This window comes from Bifidobacterium callitrichos (assembly GCF_008698085.1).
Classification (GTDB): Bacteria; Actinomycetota; Actinomycetes; order Actinomycetales; family Bifidobacteriaceae; genus Bifidobacterium; species Bifidobacterium callitrichos.
The window spans coordinates 65,179-87,491 of the sequence record NZ_RZJP01000005.1 but is presented as its reverse complement, the minus strand read 5'-3'; the positions used below and the strand labels follow the sequence as shown (position 1 = coordinate 87,491).

The window sequence follows — 22,313 nt, the reverse complement described above, 5'->3', positions numbered from 1 at the left end:
GTCGGAGAACCCCATTTCGGAGAATCCCCTTTCGAACAGGAAAACTGACTGAAAAAAATACCCCCATGGCGGTAGAATTCCGCTTCGATGAACGCGCAACACAACCATGGGGGCAATGAGGGCGCAGAGGTGGGGAAGGACGACTCCCGCTCTCCGTTGAACCCCCCGCATCCGCCGGAACCTCCGAAACCACCGGAGAGCACAACGAGTCATGCCTCCGAACCCATCCCCGAGTCTGAGCCTGAATCCGAACTTGAGGCCTCATCCAAGATCTACATGCCACATGTGGATCAGAAGGTCATCGAACAGGAGCGGCAGGCGGCGGAACGGCACAAGCATCGCCGCCGCATGAGCCGCGAGCACATCAAACGCATCAAACGCAGAAAGAGGATCCGCATTATCCTCATCATCATCGCGGTGATCCTGATCGCGCTCGCCGGCGTGGCTGCATGGTTCGCCACGTCGGCCACTAAGGCGAAGAGCGAGATCGAGGCCGCCGTCCAATCCGCAAGCGGCATCCAGAAGCAGGTCAGCAGTGGGGACACGGCCAGTGCGAAGACGTCCATCAATGTCTTCGCCGCACACATCGACGCCGCCTACGCGCAGACCAGACAGCCGGTGTGGCGTTTGGCCGAGTTCACACCGTATTATGGATCGGATGTCAAGGCTGCACGAGACGTCGTCTCCATACTCAAGGACGTGTCGATCAACGCACTGCCGAAGCTGGCCGATTCCGCGGCCGCACTCGACTTCGACAAGATCGGCATCCAGGACGGTGCGATCCAGCTGGGCGACATGAATGCCGTCGCACAGGACCTCGACGCCGCCAACCAGGTGATCTCCGACGCGAACGTCCGACTCAACAACATCTCCGGCACGCACATTCCAGAACTGACGGAAGCCCTGAACACCGGCAAGACCAAGTTCAAGGAGCTCGCGGACCTGACCGACATGGTCACCCGCATGGCCGACATCATGCCCGCCATGTTCGATCTCGACCAGACCGGCCAAACGGACGCCACGCCGCGAACCTACCTCGTACTCGCGCAAAACAACGCCGAACTGCGCGCCACCGGAGGCATCCCGACCTCATGGAGCACACTCACCATCGACCAGGGCAAGCTCAGCATGGGCACGTTCAGCACCCCTCCAGAAGATGGCATGTATTCCGAGAGCGAGGCGCAGAGCGTCCTCACCCCGGACGAACGTAACTTGTTCTCCACGAAGATGGCCACCGACTATCAGGACATCAACTTCACGCCCGATTTCCCACGTACTGCCAAGCTTGCACGTGACATATGGCAGCGTGCTGGGAGAGGGAGCGTAGATGGCGTTATCAGCGTTGATCCTGTATTGTTGCAGCGCCTGCTCAAGATCACAGGACCGGTCACACTTGCGAATGGCATAGTTCTTACGGGTGACACTGCCGAACAAATAATTCTCAATCAGACCTATTTGACGATGTCCACACAGTCGGAGCAGAACGCCTTCTTTGCCATGACCGCAGCTCGTGTTTTCGATCATGTACTGCATAATCTTAGTGGAAACAACAAGCAACTTGTTGCCACTATACGTCAGGCTGCTGCTGATGGTCACGTATACATTTGGAGTGCGCATGAGGAAGAGCAGACGAGGATTCAGGGTTCGATAATTTCTGGCTCTCTTTCCTCAAACCCAGCACAGCCGGTGGCTGGAGTCTACTTCAACGACGGTACGATGAGCAAGATGGACTGGTATCTCAAGCGTGAGGTGACCAGCACCTATGACAAGACGTATCCCAATGGCGCCAAGCAGTATACGATCCGCATCAAGCTCACCAACACCGCTGATGCGGCCCAAGTGAATGCGGCGCCCGATCTGCTGCGCGGATATGACACGAACGGTCAACCGCGTCACGGCGAGATCGAAACGGTGATGTATGTCTATGCGCCCGATGAGGGTCGTCTGGTGGATTGGGATCCGCAGTTCGACCAGATCGCCACGCATGACACGCTGACGTTGGGAGCCAAGACGATCACGCTGCAGCCGGGGGAGAGCTTCGAGGCCACGGTGCATGTACTTGCCAGCCCGAAGGCCGGTTCGAATGCGTTGGTTTTGAGACAGACCCCCTTGGTCGACTGAAGGTGACCCCCCTAGTCCTTATAGTGAAACAGTATTGGAAGAGTACACAGGAAAGATCGGAGCAGGGTAGTGAACGAGCCGGAAGAGAGCCAGCAGGACGGCCTGACCGTAATGGATCTTTTGATGGCGGTCAGGAAGCATCTGATTACCGCCATCGTGACATTGGTGATCGTGGTTGCCGCCGTGGCGGGCTATACGTTCACCCGCACCCCGCAGTACACGGCCACCTCGGAGCTGCTGGCCACGTATCGTACGTCGGTGACCGATAACAGTACTCGGGGCACAGGAAACGAGCTTAGCTCGGGAGCAACCTATTTGACTAGCCAAATTCAGACGTATCCGCAGCTGGTCAAAACTGAAGCGGTGCTTCAGCCGGTAATCGACGATCTGGGCCTCAATACTACAGTGCTGGGGTTGGCAGGGAGTGTAACTGCATCCAATCCAACTGACACGATGCTCGTCGATATTTCTGTGGTGAATGCCGATCCGAAAGAAGCTTCCAGTATTGCCAATGCAGTGGCCAAGAGTCTCAAGGAACAAGTTACCTCCACGTTGTACAGCGACGAGGGCGATAAGATCGTGTCGCCGATCAACCTTACAGTTGTGCAGCAGGCGTATGCACCGGCCGCGCCAAGCTCGCCAAAGGTCAAGTTGTATCTCATTGCTGGCGTGTTTGGCGGCATCATCCTAGGTATTGTGGCTGCGCTGATCAAGGACCTCCTGGACACCCGCGTGCGTCAGGATTCCGATGTGACCGCCATCGTGGATGCACCGGTGCTCGGTGGCTTGACCCGTAACGATGCGTACGATGACAAGGCTCCGGTGATCATCGCCCATCCGGCCTCCCGCGAGGCCGAGGAGGTTCGTCGACTGCGCACGAACGTCGCATTCGTGCTGCCGGATGAGAAGTTCTCGAACGTGATCGTCGTGACGTCCGCCGGCCCCGCCGAAGGCAAGACCACGACGAGCGTGAATCTGGCGACCGCGTTCGCCGAGAACGGCAGCAAGGTGCTGCTGATCGATGCGGATGTGCGCAATCCCTCAGTGAGCAAGAAGCTTGACATCGAAGGTACGGTCGGTCTGACTCACCTGATCACGAATCGTGTGTCCTCCCAGGATGCGATCCAGCGCTACTGGAAGCCGAACTTCCATGTGCTGCCCGCCGGCAAGCAGAACCTGAACCCGAGCATTCTGCTCAACTCCCGTGCAATGAAGGCACTGATCGTACAGGTGTCTGGTGCGTACGACTACGTGATCATCGACACCGCCCCCATGCAGGTGGCCAACGATGCTGCCGTCTTTGCCAAGGATGGTCCGGAACTGCTGCTGGTGGCCGGCGTCGGCGTGACCGAGAAGAAGCAGCTGAAGCAGACCGAGCAGGAGCTCGAGACGCTGAACATCAAGGCCGCCGGCGTGGCGATGAACTACGTCGAGGCCGAGAAGCCGCAGAAGAGCGGCTATTACTACTACGGTGACGACGCGGACGGCAAGGGTAAGAAGGGTCAGCACGGCGAGGATAAGAAGAAGGCCGACGACAAGAAGAACGACTAGTTCAGCTTCGTTCTCATTGTCTTGAGGTGGCTATCTGCTCAGCTTCTGTTTCTCATGCATTGATCGAAATTGATGTACGTGGAACGCGTTTGAACATGTTGAGCATTGTTGAGCGTCGTTGAACGAGATCGCGTTCTTGGGCGTCCTCGTTCTGCTGGAACCTGCGTATGGAGAATATCCGCAGTCTACAGTCAGCATGCAGTGATGACTGTGAGCTCAATTATGATCTGTAATCGTATATCGACACTCCACCCCCTTGGTATCCCCCCGAAGGGGCACCCGCCCTTGTATCATTCGAAGAAGTATAACCCCATGTGAAGTTTGAATGGGGAATAAGATGGGATGTGGAGAGGAAAATATGGGTTCTATGTCACATATGGATGAGTCCCTTACTGATGACATATCCAGAAATGCTGGAGTAGGTGACGCAGCGGCCAATCAGAGAGACCATCGTACGGATGAACAGTTAAGTGGAATTCGCCAGCGGCAGCTTTCTCATGTGCTCTATTGGCGCTTTTTTGTCAATCTTGCTCTGATGCTGATCGATGTAGCCATGTTCATCATCGCTGGAGCGACGGTAATCAATCTGTATCATCGTCAGCCAATGCCACTGTATGCTGAAAGGTTTGATTTTTACTTCAGCCTGTTAGCGTATCTTGTACTGGCAGCTGTAATATTTGCCTATTGTTTGCGTCGTGCAGGAGTGTACCACCGTCACGTAATGGGAGATGGCCACAAGCTAAACTCGTTGCTATTGCTCGGTACATTTGAATGTTGGCTAGTGTTGTGTGCGGTCAGTTTCATTCTTGATCTGAACATTTTTTTCAGCACGTTGACTTTTATCATGGTTGTCGCTGGCGTTCTTGTGCTGATTTCCCGTATGATTATACGTAAGTTTATCCTGCGATCTAGGGAAAAAGGCGGTTATGCCTACGGTACGGTGATCGTCGGATCTCCTGATGGAATCGCTCGCACACTAAAGTTTTTGGCACGTCGCCAGCAGTTGAACTACAGGCCAGTTGCCGTGTGCCCGATTCGTCTCAACACGAAAAGTGGCTTGGTGGAGCCGGATCATGATGCTGTTGCAGTTAACAGTGCAGTGAATAAATCATGGGGTAGCCCTTTACCGATAATGGAGTACGATGAGCATACGCTTGCGGATCGTGTGATCGCTATTAATGCGCAGACCGTGATGGTTGCTGACGTTTTGCGTCGTTTTTCTGACAATTTCAACGCGTTCTCATTGCGGATGGAGGCACTTGGTCTGGAGATTGCATTGGTTACATCTGCTGCCGATGTGAGCGGGCATGAGATTCAGGTTCGAGCTATCCAGGGTACCACTGTGATGACTATACGTCTTGCGCAGTTCTCCCCGGCTCGTAAGATCATGAAACGAGTGTTTGATATTGTTGTCTCTGCAATTGCAATTGTGTTGTCTTCTCCGCTGATGCTGGGAGTGGCTATCGCCATCAAGCTTGACGATCATGGCCCAGTTCTGTATAAGCAGGAGCGAATTGGACTGTATGGTAAACCATTCAAGATTTACAAGTTCCGTTCGATGAGGGTGGATGCGGATAAAATGGATGCCGAAGTGGCCGCTGCGGCCGGACAGGAGCTTGGCGCAAGATTCAAGCTCAAGAACGATCCTCGTGTGACCAAGGTTGGTCATTTCATTCGGAAAACCTCACTTGACGAACTCCCGCAGTTCTTTAATTCGTTCTTGGGAACGATGAGCGTGGTTGGTCCACGACCGCAGCGTCAATATGAGGTTGACGAATACAATCAGGTTTACGCTACTAGATTATTGGTTAAACCGGGTATTACTGGCCCATGGCAGGTTTCGGGGCGAAGTGATCTTACTGAGGAAGAGAGCCAACAGCTTGACGTCTCGTACGTGCAGAATTGGTCCGTGCTTGGTGATATTGGCTATATCTTCCGAACGGTTGGAGTAATGCTTAACCCCAAAGGAGCTTACTGATTCGGTTTAGTGTGGAGTTGCGCAGCATGTGTATATATGGACTGTCACATAATGCGAGCGCGGAGAAGTATGAGGTACCCCCTAAGAGTTATGCTGGTTTCAGCTTGTCTAGTCCTTAGGCTTAGACGGGAAGGAGCGTTGTGAAGAGGAATTCGTTCACTAGTGTTCATTTGTCGACTGTAAGAACAGAGTAGAGGAATGCGAAAACATGGATACGATTAATCTGCAAGATAGTTTTATCGTTGTCACTGGTGTTGCCGGTTTTATCGGTTCCAATCTCGCTAAGAGGTTGCTCGAGCATGTGCCGGGAGCTCATGTCATCGGTTTTGACAACGTCAATGACTACTATGATGTCCGCTTAAAAGAGCATCGCCTTGAAGCATTAAGCCATTATGAAGGCTTTACCTTCATCAAAGGGGATTTGGCCGACAAGGATACGGTTTTCTCCCTCTTTGAGCAGTATCATCCCAAGGTTGTGGTGAATCTTGCTGCCCAAGCGGGTGTCCGTTACTCCATTACCCATCCGGATGCGTATATCCAGTCCAATTTGATTGGTTTCTACAACATTCTGGAGGCCTGCCGCAACTATCCGGTGGAACATCTGGTCTATGCCTCTAGTTCCTCTGTCTACGGGTCGAACAAGAAGGTTCCGTATTCCACCGACGACAAGGTCGATAATCCGGTAAGCCTTTACGCGGCCACGAAGAAGTCCGACGAGCTTCTGGCTCATGCCTATTCGAAACTGTACGACATCCCCTCTACTGGTCTGCGCTTTTTCACCGTATACGGGCCTGCCGGTCGTCCCGATATGGCGTATTTCGGTTTTACCAACAAGCTTCTCGCCGGTGACACCATCAAGATCTTCAATTACGGCAACTGTCGTCGTGACTTCACCTATGTCGATGACATCGTCGAGGGTATCATGCGCGTCATGCAAGGGGCTCCTGAGAAGAAAACTGGTGAGGATGGTCTGCCGGTTCCCCCCTACGCCGTCTACAACATTGGCAATGGTCATCCGGAGAATCTGCTTGAATTTGTGACGATCCTGCAAGAGGAACTGGTTCGAGCTGGCGTATTGCCTGCGGACTATGACTTTGAGTCGCATAAGGAACTGGTTCCCATGCAGCCTGGTGATGTTCCTGTAACCTATGCGGATACTACGGCACTTGAGAGAGACTATGGATACAAGCCGTCGACTCCGTTACGTGAAGGATTGCGTCACTTCGCTGAATGGTATAAGTCTTACTATATGAACACGCCCGATTCTGTGCAGGCGTGAGCTGTTTGTGGTCTCAGTCTTGTATAGTTCTTGTATAGTTAAGGAGAAATAACAATGAAGGATTTCGATTCTCTGAAGATCGCGGTTGCCGGTACCGGCTACGTTGGCCTGAGCCTGAGCACGCTGCTGTCCCAGCATCACCAGGTCACGGCGGTCGACATCGTCCCGGCGAAGGTGGACATGATCAACGCCCGGAAGTCCCCGATTCAGGACGACTACATCGAGAAGTACTTCGCGGAGAAGAAGCTCAACCTCACCGCCACGCTCGACGGCGAGGCGGCGTACAGGGACGCCGACTTCGTGATCATCGCCACCCCCACCAACTACGACAGTGCCAAGAACTTCTTCGATACCTCCGCCGTCGAGGCCGTCATCGATCTGGTGATGAAGGTCAATCCGGATGCGATTATGGTCATCAAGTCAACGATTCCGGTCGGCTACACCAAGTCCATCCGTGAAAAGACCGGCTCGAAGAACATCATCTTCAGCCCGGAGTTCCTGCGCGAGTCCAAGGCCTTGTACGACAACCTGTATCCGAGCCGCATCGTGGTCGGCACGGATCCGCAGGACGAGCATCTGGTTGAGGCGGCGAAAACCTTCGCCAAGCTACTGCAGCAGGGCGCCATCGAGGAGAACATCCACACGCTGCTCATGGGCTTCACCGAGGCGGAGGCCGTCAAGCTGTTCGCCAACACCTACCTTGCGCTGCGCGTCTCCTACTTCAACGAGCTTGACACGTACGCCGAGTCCAAGGGCCTCAACACCCGCGAGATCATCGACGGTGTGTGCCTGGACCCGCGCATCGGCACCCACTACAACAACCCGAGCTTCGGCTACGGCGGCTACTGCCTGCCGAAGGACACCAAGCAGTTGCTCGCCAACTATCAGGATGTCCCAGAGAACCTCATTCAGGCCATCGTGGAATCCAATGCCACACGCAAGGACTTCATCGCCGATCGCGTGCTCGAGCTCGCCGGTGCCTACGGCCCGAACAGCGAGTGGGATGCTAGTAAAGAGCATGAGACTGTGGTTGGGGTCTACCGTCTGACCATGAAGTCCAACTCCGACAATTTCCGCCAGAGCTCCATTCAGGGTGTGATGAAGCGTATCAAGGCCAAGGGCGCTACGGTGATCATCTACGAGCCGACCCTCGAGAACGGAACCACGTTCTTCGGTTCTGAGGTCGTCAACGACCTTGACGAGTTCAAGAAGCGCTCCCACTCCATCGTCGCCAATCGTTATGATTCCTGCCTCGATGACGTGAAGGACAAGGTCTACACTCGCGACCTGTTCCGCAGGGACTGATCTTTGTCCGCCTTTCAACGACAACGATAACAGAGAGGACACGGGTATTATGCGTATTCTGGTCACTGGGGCTAATGGCTACCTTGGTCAGGGCATCGTCAAGAGCTTGCTTGAGCTAGGGCATACCGTTGTTGCCGCGGATTTCGCTACGACGCATGTTGATGAGCGTGCTGAGCGCGTTGACTGCGATCTGTTCAATATAGATGATCCATTCACCTACTTCGGAAAACCGGGCGTGCTGCTTCATCTGGCATGGCGTGATGGCTTTGTGCATAATTCGGATGCGCATATCGAAGATTTGCCGAAGCACTATCATTTCATCAAGAAAATGGCCGAATCAGGTATCCGGCAGATTGCCGCTATGGGCAGTATGCATGAAATCGGATTCTACGAAGGCAGCATTGACGAACATACTCCGTGTAATCCGATGAGCCTCTACGGTATCGGAAAGAATGCTTTGCGTGAGACCACGGAGCTTATTTGCAAGCAGCATAATATCGTGTTCCAGTGGTTGCGTGGATACTACATCGTAGGTAATTCCAGGTATGGAAACTCCATTTTCTCGAAGATTACTGCGGCCGCGCACGAAGGCAAGACCGAATTCCCGTTTACTACAGGTCAGAATCAGTATGATTTTGTGGATTATCCGGTCTTCTGCGATCAGGTTGCAGCTGCAGTGAGCCAGAAGGATGTTGATGGCATTATCAACATCGGATCAGGTAAGCCAGAGAAGCTGGCTGATCGTGTAGAGCGGTTCATAAAGGAGAATGGGTACGCCATTACGCTGAAGTACGGAGCTTTCCCCGATCGTCCTTACGATTCTAAGGCTGTATGGGGGAACGGTGCCAAAATTGAACGCATTATGCAGGAAGTGCATCATGCATAAGATACTTATCACTGGTGGTGCCGGATTCATCGGTTCCGCCATCGTCAATCGTCTTTACAGTGAGAACGGTTGGGATGTGACTGTGCTGGACTCCCTGTCTGAGCAGATTCATGGCAAGGAGCCCGAATCCTCGTATCTGTATCGTTCCATCCAAGGCAAGTGTCGTTTCATTCGTGGCGATGTGCGTGATTTGAATGCCATGCTGGATGCGATTGATGGTGTCGACTATGTCATTCACTTGGCAGCTGAAACCGGTACAGGACAATCCATGTACGAGATTAATCGGTATAACGAGGTCAACGTTATGGGTACCTCGAACCTGTTGCAGGCCATCTCCATGAAAGGCAAGGCTAGCACTGTACGTAAGATCGTGCTGTCTTCTTCTCGCTCGGTCTATGGAGAGGGCAAATACAGCTGTCCTAACTGCGGATTCGTGAATCCCTCCTCCCGTACGGGGGAGCGCATGCTTGCCGGTGACTTCAATATGTACTGCGATTCCTGCGGTGCCAAGCTCACATTGGTGGCTACCACTGAAGACACTCCGGCCAAACCGCGTTCTCTTTACGCGTTTACGAAGTTGGCGCAGGAGCAGATGCTCGCCACGATGTGTCCGGCGCTCGGCATTGATTACACAGTGTTCCGCTTCCAGAACGTATACGGCGTCGGTCAATCTCTCGACAATCCCTACACGGGCATTCTTTCGGTGTTCTCTACGAGGATGCTGCGCAACCAGCCCATCAACATCTTTGAAGACGGGCTGGAGAGCCGTGATTTCATCAATGTGAAGGACGTCGCCGCGGGCGTGGTCGCCTCGCTCACCCATCCGGAGAGCAATGGGGAAACCATCAATCTCGGCAGTGGTGTGAACACTTCGGTGATCGATATTGCGAACATCCTGAAGGATGCCTATGCAAGCTCCAGCGCAATCAACATCACTGGTGACTTCCGCATCGGCGATATCGCGCACAACAAGGCAGATATCAACAAGGCCCGCACCCTGCTTGGATTTGAGCCGGCCGTCAGCCTGCATGACGGGCTGAATGCGTTCTGCAAGTGGGTAGGCACGGAGACGGTGGGCGATAACGGCTATGAGCGTTCTCTCGAAGAGATGGAGCATGCCGGTATGTTCGTCCGCAAACAGCATTGAGCGCGCTTATGGCAGGTCGTCTTTTTGGCCTGCCATTTCGGCTCACATGTCAGCCGGTCGATATCCTCACCATGCAAGTGACGAAAGGTATTGATTGTTGTCCAGAATACTTCTTATCTCGCCTTCCTTCTTCGGTTACCGTCAACGGGTATCCGAAGAACTGAACCGTCAAGGATATGATGTCGAATGCGTGGATGACCGACCGCATGAGGACGTCACATTCAAGTCATTGGCGAAGATCAGTTACAAACTCGTTGATGCTTCCATCGATCAGTATGCGACTTTTATCGCGAAAAAAGTGGCTGAAGGACATTTCAATCAGGTCATTTATCTTGGTGGCATGTCGTTCTGCTGGACTCGCAAGCAGTTCGAGCGTATCCGCAATGCCAGTGATGCTCGATTCACCGCCTACCTGTGGGATTCCATCGCTAACTGCCAGCGCTTCGCGACGAGCATGGATATGTTCGACAGGGTGCTGTCCTTTGAGCCGAAAGATTGTGCGGCATATGGCTTGGAATTGCGGCCGCTGTTCTATTCTGGAGCATATAGAGGGCTGCCGTTGGAGCCCGAAGACGGATTCGAATGGGATGCCTGCTTCATCGGGAGTGTACATCAGCCCAGCAAATTCCATTCGGTGCTTGATATTTCCCGTAGTCTCAAGAACCGTGGGTTGCGTGTGTTTACATGGTTCTATATGCCTTCACGCTCGGTGGCGCATCTGCGCTGCTTGACTGACCCTGTTTATAGGGGTGTGGACTTCCGGTTCGATAGCCTGTCTACCGCTGAGGTGGCGAATGTGTATCGGAGGTCGAAATGTATCATCGACTCTCCTCAGGAAGGTCAATTTGGCCTTACTATGCGTACGTTGGAGACTGTAGGTGCCCGTCGCAAGCTCATCACCGCCAATCAGGACGTTGCCAACTATGATTTCCACGATGGCGGTGACGTTCTGATTTGGCAGAACGAGAGCTCATTGACGGATTCATTCTTCAGTAAGCCATATCAACCATTGGCTGAGGAAATCTACGAATCATATTCCATTGCGGAATTCGTCCGAACATTATTGGACGTCAATCATGTGTATCACGGCTATGCTCGTAAGGAGAACCGATAATGAAGGTTGCGCTTCTTGTGCCGTTGCCGCCTCCCATGGGAGGCATTGGCACCTGGGCGTTGCGACTTAAGAAAGTCATGCCCAAGGATTGCGAAGTGGTGTTCGTCAACGAAGGACTGGTCGGTGGACGCGAGTTCTTCGGCGAGAAAGCGAAGAAGAACCTCTTCGATGAGATCAAACGCTGTCTGAGAATTTGGCGCGACCTCAAGCATACGCTCGAGGACAAGGATGTGGCCGTGGTTCACTCCAACATCCCTGCTGTTCCGGGCGGGATGCTGCGTGAGCTGGTGTGCGTGCATATCGCCCACAGTCGTAAACGCAAGTTTGTGGTTCACTACCACAGCACGGTGAGCAGTTCCGTATCCTCCCGACTGTCGGATTTCCTATTGCGTAGGCTTTCCGATGCGGCGGACGAGATAATTGTATTGAATGAGAAATCTCGTGATTTCGTTGCCGCACGTTCTGAAACACCTATTCGGCTTATTCCGAATTTCGTGTCTGGCAACGAGTTGGACGAGCATATCGAGGTACGTCCCACACTCGCGAACGCATTGTACGTGGGCGGTGTATGCGAGGAAAAGGGAATCTACGATTATCTTGAGGTTGCAAAACGCTTCCCCGACATCACCTTCACTGCCATTGGGAAGATTGAGGAGGGTGTCGTCGAAGCTGCACCATCGAATGTCGTACTGACTGGTCCGCAAAGCCACGATGCTGTTCATGAAGCTCTTATGAAATCCGATGTCTTCTTTTTCCTGTCTCACTATGTGCATGAAGGATTCTCGGTGGCATTGACCGAAGCCATGGCGGCAGGACTGCCGTGCGTCGTTACGGATTGGGCCGCGAACAAAGACATGATTGGCAACGACGGTGGAGTGGTCGTTTCGGTCGGTGACGTAGATGCTGCTGCTTCCGGACTCGAATCGATGCGTCTCGTGGAAAGGCGCGAAGCGATGTCTCGTCGAAACATCGACAAGGTTCGCGCCGCCTATTCGCAGGATAAGGTTGTGCCCCAGTATCTTGCTGTGTACCGCGAAGTATTGGGATTGGCGCACTGAATAATGCCGATTTGACTGGCTAAATAGGTGTGAAGGAAAGGTGCGTTAACATGAAGCGTGCATTGGTCGTAGTTTCGAAGATGGATACCGGCGGTGCCGAGACCATGATGATGAAATATTATCGGGCTCTTGACAAGACCAAGTATCAGCTTGATTTTGCGGTATCCACGGACGAAGAGGGATTTTACGATGCGGAGATCAAAAGCCTTGGCGGGCGAATCATCCGTGTGACGAAGAAAAGCTCTAACCCGGTCAAGGCGATGGCAGATATCTACCGCATTGCACGGAGCGGAACGTACTGCTGCGTTATCCGCAACGCGGAGAACGCTATGGCTTCGCTTGATTTGTTGGTGGCGCGTCTCGGCGGCGTGGGCAATACGGTGTTCCGCTCCACGAACTCCAATACATCCGGAAAGTCCGCGTTCGAGCGTCTGTCTCACATTCTTGGCATGCCGATTCTTAAGATTGCGACCAAGCGGATGGTAGCGCCGTCTGGTGTGGCAGCGAGATTCATGTTCGGTGACAAGGCTGTGCGTGAGGGACGTTACACGCTGCTTCCGAATGCGATCGCCTTCGAGGATTATGCGTTTGACGCTGACAAGCGCAGAATATTGCGTGATGAGCATCATATCAGTGAGAACACTCTGATGCTGGGCACCGTGGGCAGGATGGTTGAACAGAAGAACCAGGCCTATAGTCTTGATGTGCTTAAGGAGCTGAGCAATCGAGGAATCAATGCACGTCTGTTCCTCGTCGGCAAGGGGGACAAACGCCAAGCATTGGAGGATAAGGCGCAGGCTGATGGCATATTCAGCAAGGTGACGTTCCTGCCTCCTACGCCGCAGGTTGCGTCGTTGTATTCGATGTTTGATGTGCTGCTGCTGCCGTCATTCTTCGAGGGTATGCCAAACGTGCTCATCGAGGCACAAGCATCAGGTCTGACCTGCATCACTTCAGATAAGGTAACGCCGGAGGCCAAGCTATTGGATTCCACTCGTTACCTGCCCATCACACAGGATGCCGTTTCTGATTGGGCGGATGCATGTTCGGCGCCTAACGGTACTGAAGACAGACTGTCCATCGGACGAGCCATCTTGAATTCGCCGTTCAACATGCATGAGGCAGTCAAGACGTTCGTCGCGGTGGTATTTGGCGACGGCCAGACGGCACGCCGGTAAGGAACCGAGATATGGCCAGGAACACATATCTGTTTTTGATCTACCAGCTCTTCGGAGGCGGTGCGGAACGCGTCACCTCGATACTGGCGAGCAGTCTTGCTGAGCGTGGGCATGACGTTCACATCGGCTTGTACAAGCGGACGGATAATGATTATCCGCTGAGTGACAAGGTCCACGTTCATCTGATGAATGCGACAGTGGGACGTTCCAAAATAAGCAAGTCATTGAATCGTATCCGTCAGGTATCCTCGCTTATCGGTGAGATACAGCCAGATTTCACGATAGGCATGATGGGCAGTGTGCTGGTGGAAGGACGCATGGCTGCAGTCGGGCACCATACATGTTTCATTTCTGCGATCAGGAATGATCCGGCAAGTACTCAAGGAAGCCGTATGCAACGTGCGATATGGATGCTTGCATACAAGGCGTCGAATGCCGTATTCGTCCAGAATCAAATGCAGAAGGACTTTTTCCCGAAGCGGATGCAGAAGAAGATTTTCTCGGTGTTCAACCCGGTTTCGGATGCATTTCTCGAAGCGGCGCACGAACCGATACGCCATGTGCGGACCATTATGACATCAGGTCGTTTGGTACCGCAGAAAAACCAGACTATGCTCATTGACGCCGTTGCGGATCTGCTCGACGAATACCCGGATCTGAGTTTGTCGATTTACGGTGAAGGTCCGCTACGTGAGCATCTTCAGCAACATATTGATGCCAAAGGTGTTAACGGACAGGTGAAACTTGAAGGCCGGACCAACGATGTACTTGGCAAACTGATGAGTCACGACCTGTTTGTGTTGCCGTCGAACTATGAAGGGATGCCCAATGCGTTGCTGGAGGCAATGGCAGTGGGCATGCCTTGCATATCCACGGATTGCCGTACCGGTCCGTCCGATATGATTATTAACGGTCAGAGTGGATTGCTTGTTCCTGTGAACGACGAAGCCGCCATGAAAAAAGCGATTCGACGGATGATACAGAATCCGTCGGCAGCAGCGGAAATGGGCGGACAGGCCAAACGTTTTGCCGGGGATCAGTGCAGCGTAGAAGTCATTACAGACAAATTCATTCATGAATGCGATAAGTTCCGCCTATGATGGCTGAATAACGGTGATGGAAGAACGAACGGCGAGGAAAACAATGGAATACAAATACGTAGTGGGTGGGTCGGAGAACGACTATTACGAAGCGGCATACGCCGACGTCAAACGTGACCCCGAAGCAGTATATGATGATACGTTTATTCCATTTAAAAGCAGGATTGTCAATTTCCTGTACAACCACCATTTCGGGGTCCGCATCAATGCGATCATAGATCTGCCGGGGAAGGGAATTTGGAACCGGTTCTATCTTAAGAACGACTTTACCCGCGACGACAACATCTGTTTCGTGCTGTTCACACGGTACCTGCCGTTGGTGAGATACGGTCTATTGCGTTATCTGAGGAAACACTATCCGAACTGCCGCATTGTCCTGTTCTATCAGGATCTCGCAGCCAAGGTCAAAGGAATGGATCCCAGCACTGTTTTGGATCATTTCGATTTGGTATTGTCGTTCGATCAGGATGACTGCAAGAAGTATGGCTGGGAGTACTATCCTTTGGTCTATTCTAGGGTGGACGTCCCCGACAATCCGGAGATTCCGCGTAGCGATGTGTACTTTGTCGGCAAGGCGAAGGATCGTCTTTCCGACATTCTGAAAGCCTACGAACAACTCAGAAGTCGCGGATATACGTGCGATTTTCATATCGTCGATGTGCCCGAAGAACAACGACGTTACGCGGATGAGATCGACTATTGCGACCTGCTGCCGTATCAGGAAAATCTGCAACGCATTGCCAAAACCAATTGCATGCTGGAGATCATGCAGAAGGGCGGACGAGGTTATACCCTGCGTTATTGCGAAGCCATTACCTATGGAAAGAAGCTGCTGACAGACAATCCAGAGGTTTCGAATGCTCCTTTCTACAATAAGGACTTCATTTCAGTCTTTACTGATCCAGAACATATGGATTTGACTCTGTTGAACACTATTGGTGATGTCGACTACCAATATGCCGATAATGTCTCTCCTATGCGAATGTTGAAGTTCATTGACGATAAATTGACCGGACGTGCCTGATGACGATTACTCGTACTGATACCGCCAGACTGATGATCTGGTTTGCGTTTCTGATATATTTCATCAGATTCTGCTATATGAGGGTCAACAAGCCTTTTACTCCTAACCCTCTGTTCCCGAGTGCGTTTATCAGCGGCAATACCATCAACACAACTTCCAACATGATGAACATGGCGATGTTGGTTGCGCTTCTTGTGGCTTCCATCGCAGCGATCATCAGATATTGGAGGGCACCGAATTCCGGGATTGTTGGTTTTCTCGCGATTGTTCTTATGGGATTCGGGATGTTCTGGATGCTGAATCTGCCGTCAGGTATGAGGCTTGCAGATGCCATTAACAACTCCGGTGTCAGCTCTATGTGCTTTATCATCGCTTTCACCATGTTCATCGGCTACGACGAACAGGTGTGGAATGACGTGTTGAATGCCATATTTGTGCTATGTGCGGGGTTCACCGCTGTGGCTTTATTCGAGACGGTGCGTTTTGTCAGTGAATACGGTTTTTCCGTTCGTTTGTTGACTTCGGCGGCTGTATATTCAATTACGCACGCGATGTTGCTGATGTATGCCAATCTGCTGTTTAACAAGAATAGCGTCGGCAACTATTTTGTGCTTACGTTTGTGGAAATCGTAACTTTGACCGTGTTGTCCCTTATTCTTCAATCTCGAAGCTGGTCCGTTCATGGCGTCATTTTGTTACTTATATTCGTTTTCAAGGTATCCAATAGATTCAAGCAGAAACTGTTTGTTCGTGTCTGCATATTCATTCTCATTGCGATGCTGATTGCGGTGTTTTGGAACTATCTGGCATTGTTCACCAGTAGTATCAGCAACCGCATGAATTCTGACTCCCGAAGCGGACAGCTCATGGCCTTCTTTAGTCAGGTCTCAATGCGCGATCTGCTATTCGGGCAGGGCATTGATGCTTCATATTTTGTGTTTGGCACTCAATACCAATATCTTGACAATCTGGTATTGCTGACCATGTTCAAATATGGAGCAGTACCTACATTGATTTACGTCATTCTGCTTATTGTCCCGATTGTATATGGCCTATCGTACAAGCGCAGTATGTCACGCCCCATGGCTCCATTCATGCTGGCGTGGCTGGCAAGTATGTTGGGATTCTCCATTTATGTATCATTTGCAATCAACATTTATAACGTTGTCGCGTACATACTCATCGGTCGGTTTTTTGCGTTATATCGTTCGTGATAAAAAGACATCTGCTCTCGAGAGGGTTTTCTTATGAAGCGTATAAAAAGCATCCTATTGCTTATCGTGCTTGCACCTATTGCTGCATGGTATCACAGGAATCGTGATATCATTGACATGGATTTGGGCAGGTACCTCCCCAAGGAGAAGGTTGCCTCATATCGGTCCATGATTGATGCACTTTCCATGGTTTCACCTTTTCGCTCTGTACTCGAGTACAGAATGCGTGGCGATAAATTGACGCATGCATATTATTGCACTGTCCTGCATATTCCTGAAACGATTGAAATATCAGGTATGATTGGAGGAGGACTATATATTCCACATATGCATTGTGTCATTTCCGTTTATAAGGCTGGGAAGAATCTATCAGTTCTTCCTGGTGCTGTCATTGGGAAAAGCAGTCGTGGAACGCGTTCAGAAACCAATGCCACCATTGGTGATGATGTACTGATTGGCGCGAACGCCACAGTTTTTGGGCCGGTTCATATTGGCGATCATGTCATGATCGGAGCCGGTGCTGTAGTTTTCGGGGATGTCCCTGATTATGCTACCGCTGTTGGAAATCCATTCCGAGTGCTGCGCAAACATGCATGATTGTGCGTCAGATGGTGATATGCAACATTAGTTGAATACGAGTGTAACTTGGGTTTGTTCGATATGAAGCACGCAAAGAAAAAAGAAGTCTCACAGGGAATGAAATCGGCGGTCGTCTATACCTTGGCCTCTGTGTTTTCTCGTGGTTTGGCTTTTATTACCGTTCCAATCTTCACCAGATTGATGACTACATCAGAAATGGGAACGGTTAATCTGTTTACCACATGGCAGACGATGATAAATGTGGTGGTGACACTGGCTTTGACTTCAGGCGGCTATATGGTTGCGTTGAAGGAATTCGAAAAGGAACGTAACCAATACGAATCCTCGGTTCTCACCCTGACCTCCTTTTCGGCACTTGCTTGTTTCGTGATTTACTTCATTAACCCATCGTTTTGGAACAGCATCACAGGTCTGGATGAGTCATTGTCGTTGCTGATGCTGTTCGGGTTCCTGTTCACTCCTGCAACTGATTTCTGGCTTGCTCGACAGCGATTTGAGTATAAGTATGTGAAAGCTGCGTTGGTCATCATCGGATCGGCTGTGCTGGCATCTGCGCTTTCCGTTGCCGTGGTAATCATGCTGCATGGAACCGATAACGTGGCTCATGGACGATTGTTTGCCAACTACTCAGTGCTGTACGTAGTCGCAATCATTTTATGGTTCTATACGATGATTCGCGGTAAGGTCTTCATCTCAAAAAAATATTGGAAATTCTCATTGGCGCTCAGCTTGCCTCTAATAGCGAATTCCTTTGCAGTGCAGGTGTTCAACGCAGCAGATCGAATCATGATCGGCAACATGGTCGGACATTCTGCAGTTGGCATATACGGCACACTCTCATCAATCAGCATGATTTCAACGATTGTGTGGGGTGCCATCAATACTTCTTTCATTCCGTTCCTATATCGCAACATCGATGATGACGAAGGCAAGAAGAAGATCAAGGACATTTCAATCCGGTTGCTCTTCGCCTATTCTCTGGTGTGTATTGGCATTACCTATTTTGCTCCTGAGGTGGTGCGAATTGTGGCAACAGAAGAGTATTATTCCGCCATCTACATCATGCCTCCACTGGCCGGGGGCATCTTCCAGATTGCAATCTCCAACATGTATTCCAATGTGTTGCTCTATCATAAAAAGTCATCTTTCATCATGATTTCTTCGATTGCGGCGGCATGTACCAACGTCGTATTGAATGCCATATTCATTCCTTGGATGGGGTACATGTCCGCAGCGTATACGACGCTGTTCGCATATTTCGTTCTGTCAGGCATCCAGATGTTCGTATCACGAAGGGTGCATTTTAGATTTGTGAACGGGAAGGAGACAGTGTATCCTGATGCTATAGTGCTCCTTATCTCTGGAGGGATGACTGTTGTATGTCTTCTGGCATTGCCGTTGTATAAACTGTACTTGATTAGATTTGCTATCATATGCTTGATTTTTGTTGTTTTTCTTATTCTTTTTAAGAAGAATAAAGAAATGATGAGTCGATAATTACTTTTATCATTGTAGTTTGAATAATGAAAGGAAACGAGAAGATTTATGAACCTCATTCGTAGAATTTGCCGCAAGCTATGGTTCACAGCATTGAAGGCAGGCATGTTGGATCATCTATCCGATGAGTGCTTTCTTAGATGCTTATATAGAATTACGATGGGCGGGAGTATTGATTTCTCCCATCCTGTTTTGTTCTCAGAAAAAATGCAGTGGCTGAAACTCCACTATCGCAAATCTGTGTTCACGACCATGGTTGACAAATACGCAGCGAAGCAATATGTCGCTGAGCGTATCGGCAATCAATATATAACCTCAACGATTGCAGTATGGGATGATACAGATTCCATTAATACTGATTCTCTGCCAGATAAATTCGTATTGAAATGTACTCATGATTCCGGCGGATTGGTGATTTGCGCGGATAAGAACTCACTGGATTGGCAATCCGCGAAGAAGACGTTGCAGACATCTCTGAATCATAATTACTATCTAGCTAATCGAGAATGGCCGTACAAGAATGTTCATCCTCGCATAATCGCTGAGGAATATCTTGAGAATGATGGCAGCGAGGGGCTCCATGACTATAAAATCTGGTGTTTCAACGGCGAACCAGAATATATCCAGTACATCACAGGTCGTATTGGCAAACACACCTATGAGGGGTTCTATGATAAGTCGTGGAAACTGCAGTCGTTCCACTACCATAATCCTCTGATGCCAACGCCCGTGTCTGCTCCGCGATGCCTGGATGAACTAATCGAACTGGCTCGTAAATTGTCCTTAGGTTTGCCGTTCCTCCGCTGTGACTTCTATGTGCTGCAGGACGGCAGCATTCGTTTCGGTGAAATGACCTTCTACCCTATGTCAGGAATGGAGAATTGGCATCCCGCCGAAATGAACCGGATCATGGGAGACAAGATCCAATTGCCAAATGATCCTATTATTGATGGAGAATGATAATGGCTGCACACGTGGAAGATTCCAAAGAGCATCTTGAAAAAGAATTGTCGCCGTTAAATGTATGTGCACTTGCCTTCGGTTGCATTATCGGATGGGGCGCCTTTGTTATGCCGGGGAATACGTTCCTGCCTCGTTCCGGGCCTTTGGGCACAGCCTTGGGTATGTTGGTCGCCTCTGGAATCATGATCGTAATAGCTTGCAACTATCATTTCATGATCAAGAGATTTCCAGTGGCTGGCGGCGGATTCATCTATGCAAAGCATGCATTTGGTGACAGGCATGCGTTCTTCTGCGGATGGTTTCTGGTACTTTCATACGCGGCGCTCGTTCCTATGAATGCTACTGCTCTGGCCCTTATCGTGAGAAACTTGTGGGGTGATGTGTTCCGGCAAGGCATTGAATACCGTATGATGGGTAATCCCATCTATTTATGGGAAGTACTAATTGCTGTTATCGCCATATTGTTCTTTGGCGTATTGTGCATCGTCGGGGTTAAACAAGTCGGCAGTTTTCAGATCCTGTTGACTGCTGCTCTTATTATTGGAGTAGCTCTTGTCTGCATTCCTGCGGTATTCTCGCCGGTCTCCGTTTTTCCGGAACCACTGCTTCGACCTGGACAATCCTCATTTTCTGCAGTTGTTGCGATTCTCGCCGTTGCGCCATGGGCGTTCGTCGGTTTTGATACTGTGCCGCAGTCGGCGGAGGAATATAAATTCTCTCCGAATAAGACCAGAGTGATTATGGTGGTTTCGATATTGTTCGGTGCGTTCGTGTATGTGGCCTTGAATACGCTTACGGCGTCCGTGATTCCGCAACGTTTCTCTAATTGGTATGAGTACATTCAGCAAGTTCCGTCTCTGTCTGGAATTGAGGCTCTGCCCACATTTAACGCGGCATATAGATTACTTGGACGGTTTGGACTTGTTGTCCTTAGCGCTGCCGTCTTTGGTGCGATTCTTTCTGGATTGTTGGGGTTTTTCATGGCGTCAAGCCGTCTAGTGTACTCGATGGCTGTCTCGAATATTTTGCCGGAATGTTTCGGAAGAATCGATTCTAAACGGCATACGCCACGTAATGCAATTGTCTTCCTGCTGTGCTTCGCATTGATAGCGCCGTTTTTTGGCCGCACAGTGCTGGGGTGGCTGGTTGACATGTCGTCATTGGGAGCGGCTATCGGTTATGCATACACATCGGCTGCAGCGTTGAAATATGCGGTTCGAGATCGCAATCGTTGGATTTGCTTTACGGGCGTATTGGGTATTATCTTTGCTGTATTGTTCATGGTCATCCTGCTCGTTCCCATCCCCTCTTTGGAGTGCTCGCTTGGACGAGAATCATATATCTGTCTTGCGATTTGGGTCGTATTGGGGCTGCTGTTTTACTTATATTCGGTGCGTTCCCGACATTGATTCGATATAGATTCACATAAATGGCAACGATGCTGCATAAGTAGGCAAGCGTTGTTTTAATAGCCAGGGGTGTGGAAGCTCTCATCGCGGATCCGAAGCGGTTCGATGGTGTCGACACGGTCGGCGTGGACGAGCACGTATGGCGGCACGCCAGGCATGGTAGCCGGTATGTGACCGTGATCGTCGACCTGACACCTAGGAGACAGGATCGGCCGGCCCGCTTGCTGGATATGGTCGAGGGCAGGAGCGAGAAGGCGTTCGCCCGGTGGCTCGCCGAACGGCCACAATCGTTCCGCGACCATGTGAAGGTCATCGCCATGGACGCGTTTGCCGGTTATAAGAAGGCCGCCAGTCGTGAGATACCGCACGCTGTGGAGGTGTTGGACCCGTTCCACATCGTCAAACTCCCCGGCGACAAGCTCACCGCCGTGCGATGCCGGCTCCAACGCGAGCGGACCGGACGACGCGGCACTAACCATGACCCGTTGTACCGGGGGCGACGCGTCCTGTTGAAGACCGAGAGTCTGAGGACCGACAAACAGCGGGAGCGGGCCGCCCGGCTGCTCGACGATCCCGCCAACACGGCGTTGCGGCTCGCGCACGGCGTCTACCAGAGGATCATCCGCTGCTACCGCGAGGAGGACAGACGCAGGGGACGCGGCATGATGGCCGAGCTCATCGAAGCGCTCAACGCCAAGGGCAGCGCGCCCGATTATCCTGAACTCGTCACGCTGGGCCGCACGTTGAAACGGCGTATGCACGATATTCTCGAGCCTTCGCCAGTTTGTGTGGTGGGGTGTTGTGCCTCGGTGTCTTCGCCGGGGCTTTTTCGTGTGGGATACGAAAGGGGGCGTTCTCCTGTATGGTTTGTTTCCGCCAAGAAAGTAGA

The 22,313-nt window shown here is 51.3% G+C and carries 17 protein-coding genes and 1 pseudogene; all 18 read left to right on the top strand.

Translation table 11 applies throughout. The features are described 5' to 3' along the window. The first annotated feature begins 87 nt into the window (after positions 1–87). Positions 88–2,121 (top strand): DUF4012 domain-containing protein, encoded by a 2,034-nt coding sequence (locus EMB92_RS10895; RefSeq protein WP_223847714.1) that lies wholly within the window; start codon positions 88–90, stop codon positions 2,119–2,121. A 69-nt stretch (positions 2,122–2,190) separates the two neighbouring features. Continuing rightward, entirely contained in the window at positions 2,191–3,672 is a 1,482-nt protein-coding gene (locus EMB92_RS10890) for a tyrosine-protein kinase domain-containing protein (RefSeq protein WP_150394900.1), read from the top strand. A 325-nt stretch (positions 3,673–3,997) separates the two neighbouring features. Beyond that, entirely contained in the window at positions 3,998–5,650 is a 1,653-nt protein-coding gene (locus EMB92_RS10885; RefSeq protein ID WP_223847713.1) for a sugar transferase, read from the top strand. Between the two features lie 208 nt (positions 5,651–5,858). Further along, positions 5,859–6,929: an NAD-dependent epimerase/dehydratase family protein gene (locus EMB92_RS10880; RefSeq protein WP_150394899.1), complete on the top strand. Its 1,071-nt coding sequence runs from the start codon at positions 5,859–5,861 to the stop codon at positions 6,927–6,929. A gap of 72 nt (positions 6,930–7,001) precedes the next feature. Beyond that, the gene (locus EMB92_RS10875; RefSeq protein ID WP_150394957.1) at positions 7,002–8,234 is read left to right on the top strand and encodes a nucleotide sugar dehydrogenase; all 1,233 of its coding nucleotides are present in this window, start codon (positions 7,002–7,004) and stop codon (positions 8,232–8,234) included. Between the two features lie 49 nt (positions 8,235–8,283). Next, entirely contained in the window at positions 8,284–9,120 is an 837-nt protein-coding gene (locus EMB92_RS10870; RefSeq protein WP_150394898.1) for an NAD-dependent epimerase/dehydratase family protein, read from the top strand. Next, on the top strand, positions 9,113–10,267 hold the full coding sequence (locus tag EMB92_RS10865) for an NAD-dependent epimerase/dehydratase family protein (protein ID WP_190973665.1): 1,155 nt from the start codon (positions 9,113–9,115) through the stop codon (positions 10,265–10,267). Before EMB92_RS10870 ends, EMB92_RS10865 begins: the two co-directional genes overlap by 8 nt. A gap of 97 nt (positions 10,268–10,364) precedes the next feature. Beyond that, complete coding sequence (locus EMB92_RS10860) at positions 10,365–11,381, top strand: WaaS/CpsH family glycosyltransferase (protein WP_150394897.1); 1,017 nt, start codon at positions 10,365–10,367, stop codon at positions 11,379–11,381. After that, the gene (locus EMB92_RS10855) at positions 11,381–12,439 is read left to right on the top strand and encodes a glycosyltransferase family 4 protein (protein ID WP_150394896.1); all 1,059 of its coding nucleotides are present in this window, start codon (positions 11,381–11,383) and stop codon (positions 12,437–12,439) included. Before EMB92_RS10860 ends, EMB92_RS10855 begins: the two co-directional genes overlap by 1 nt. A gap of 50 nt (positions 12,440–12,489) precedes the next feature. After that, on the top strand, positions 12,490–13,617 hold the full coding sequence (locus tag EMB92_RS10850) for a glycosyltransferase (protein WP_150394895.1): 1,128 nt from the start codon (positions 12,490–12,492) through the stop codon (positions 13,615–13,617). Positions 13,618–13,628: 11 nt separating this feature from the next. Then, positions 13,629–14,717 (top strand): glycosyltransferase family 4 protein, encoded by a 1,089-nt coding sequence (locus EMB92_RS10845; RefSeq protein ID WP_150394894.1) that lies wholly within the window; start codon positions 13,629–13,631, stop codon positions 14,715–14,717. A 43-nt stretch (positions 14,718–14,760) separates the two neighbouring features. Continuing rightward, positions 14,761–15,741, top strand: a complete 981-nt coding sequence (locus EMB92_RS10840) for a WaaS/CpsH family glycosyltransferase (RefSeq protein ID WP_150394893.1) — start codon at positions 14,761–14,763, stop codon at positions 15,739–15,741. Positions 15,742–15,818: 77 nt separating this feature from the next. Continuing rightward, on the top strand, positions 15,819–16,955 hold the full coding sequence (locus EMB92_RS10835) for a hypothetical protein (RefSeq protein ID WP_150394892.1): 1,137 nt from the start codon (positions 15,819–15,821) through the stop codon (positions 16,953–16,955). A 168-nt stretch (positions 16,956–17,123) separates the two neighbouring features. Beyond that, positions 17,124–17,552: a DapH/DapD/GlmU-related protein gene (locus EMB92_RS10830; protein ID WP_223847712.1), complete on the top strand. Its 429-nt coding sequence runs from the start codon at positions 17,124–17,126 to the stop codon at positions 17,550–17,552. Positions 17,553–17,615: 63 nt separating this feature from the next. Next, on the top strand, positions 17,616–19,052 hold the full coding sequence (locus tag EMB92_RS10825; protein WP_150394891.1) for an oligosaccharide flippase family protein: 1,437 nt from the start codon (positions 17,616–17,618) through the stop codon (positions 19,050–19,052). Between the two features lie 159 nt (positions 19,053–19,211). After that, positions 19,212–20,012, top strand: coding sequence for an ATP-grasp fold amidoligase family protein (locus EMB92_RS10820; protein WP_190973664.1), 801 nt, complete (start codon positions 19,212–19,214; stop codon positions 20,010–20,012). A gap of 2 nt (positions 20,013–20,014) precedes the next feature. After that, positions 20,015–21,424, top strand: a complete 1,410-nt coding sequence (locus tag EMB92_RS10815; RefSeq protein ID WP_150394889.1) for an APC family permease — start codon at positions 20,015–20,017, stop codon at positions 21,422–21,424. A gap of 71 nt (positions 21,425–21,495) precedes the next feature. Beyond that, a pseudogene (locus EMB92_RS11970) lies at positions 21,496–22,134 on the top strand (ISL3 family transposase); the annotation flags it as partial. Between the last annotated feature and the right edge of the window lie 179 nt (positions 22,135–22,313).